Origin of the sequence: Streptomyces sp. NRRL B-24484, from assembly GCF_000717715.1 — a bacterium.
Lineage (GTDB): Bacteria > Actinomycetota > Actinomycetes > Streptomycetales > Streptomycetaceae > Kitasatospora.
Genome location: NZ_JOAI01000138.1, coordinates 1 through 741, shown reverse-complemented (window position 1 = coordinate 741; position 741 = coordinate 1). Strand labels below are relative to the sequence as shown.

Sequence of the window (741 nt, the reverse complement as noted above, 5' to 3'; positions counted from 1 at the left end):
CTCTCCGACACCCTCGACCCCGCCGGGATCACCGCCGACTACGACGCCGGCGTGCTGACCCTGAAGATCCCGGTCGCCGAGAAGGCCAAGCCCCGCAAGATCGCGATCAGCCACAGCGGAAGCCGCAAGCAGATCCAGGCCTGACCCGCTGCCCGATGTCGTTCCGTGCCGCCCCCGATCTCTCCCCCCTCGGTCGAAAGGGGCGGCCGGAACACCCCCGACCGCCGAACACCCTCGCCGGGACCGGCCTACCCGCTGAGACAGGACAACGCCATGAACGGCCGGAGAGCGGCGAGCCCTTCGTGGTGCGGGTCCGCGGCGAGACCGACCTCGAAGCCGCCCCGCGTCTGCGCGGCGAGCCGGCAGCCGCGTACGAGTCGCACCGGGAGCTGGTGCTCGACCTGTCGGAGGTGACGTTCACGGACTGCGCGGGACTGGGCGCCCCCGGCCGGCCCCGCAACAAGCGGCCGCTGCGGCAGGCGCCCGGTCGTACGCGGAGCCGTGCACTGCGCGGTGCGGCTGCTCAGACTCACCGGTCTGCACCGGAGCCTGACGTTCGAGCCCTGGCGGGCCCCGGTCGCACCGGCCCTTGGGACGGAGGGAGTAAGCGCGATGACGCTTCGATGGGAGGCGTTCCTGGAAGAGGTCCGGGAGCGCGGTGAGTACGACACCCCACAGGAGGCCGAGCGGGCCGCCCGGGTCGTCCTGGCCCTGCTCGGCGCCCACCTGGTCGGCGACGTG

Annotated in this window: 3 protein-coding genes; all 3 read left to right on the top strand. The window is 73.0% G+C overall.

The window, feature by feature from the left end; translation table 11 throughout:
* Positions 1 to 144, top strand: a 144-nt coding sequence (locus IE98_RS0141635; RefSeq protein WP_159401270.1) for an Hsp20/alpha crystallin family protein, incomplete at its 5' end; no start/stop codon positions are given.
* An 11-nt stretch (positions 145 to 155) separates the two neighbouring features.
* Complete coding sequence (locus IE98_RS52820; protein WP_420706277.1) at positions 156 to 662, top strand: STAS domain-containing protein; 507 nt, start codon at positions 156 to 158, stop codon at positions 660 to 662.
* Positions 613 to 741 (top strand): DUF2267 domain-containing protein (locus IE98_RS48800; RefSeq protein ID WP_159401269.1); only part of this gene is annotated, 129 nt, incomplete at its 3' end. The genes IE98_RS52820 and IE98_RS48800, both read left to right, overlap by 50 nt.

Bases quoted from the DNA above. Each gene is read 5' to 3' on its own strand.
- IE98_RS52820 (WP_420706277.1), top strand. From the start codon at position 156: ATGTCGTTCCGTGCCGCCCCCGATCTCTCCCCCCTCGGTCGAAAGGGG.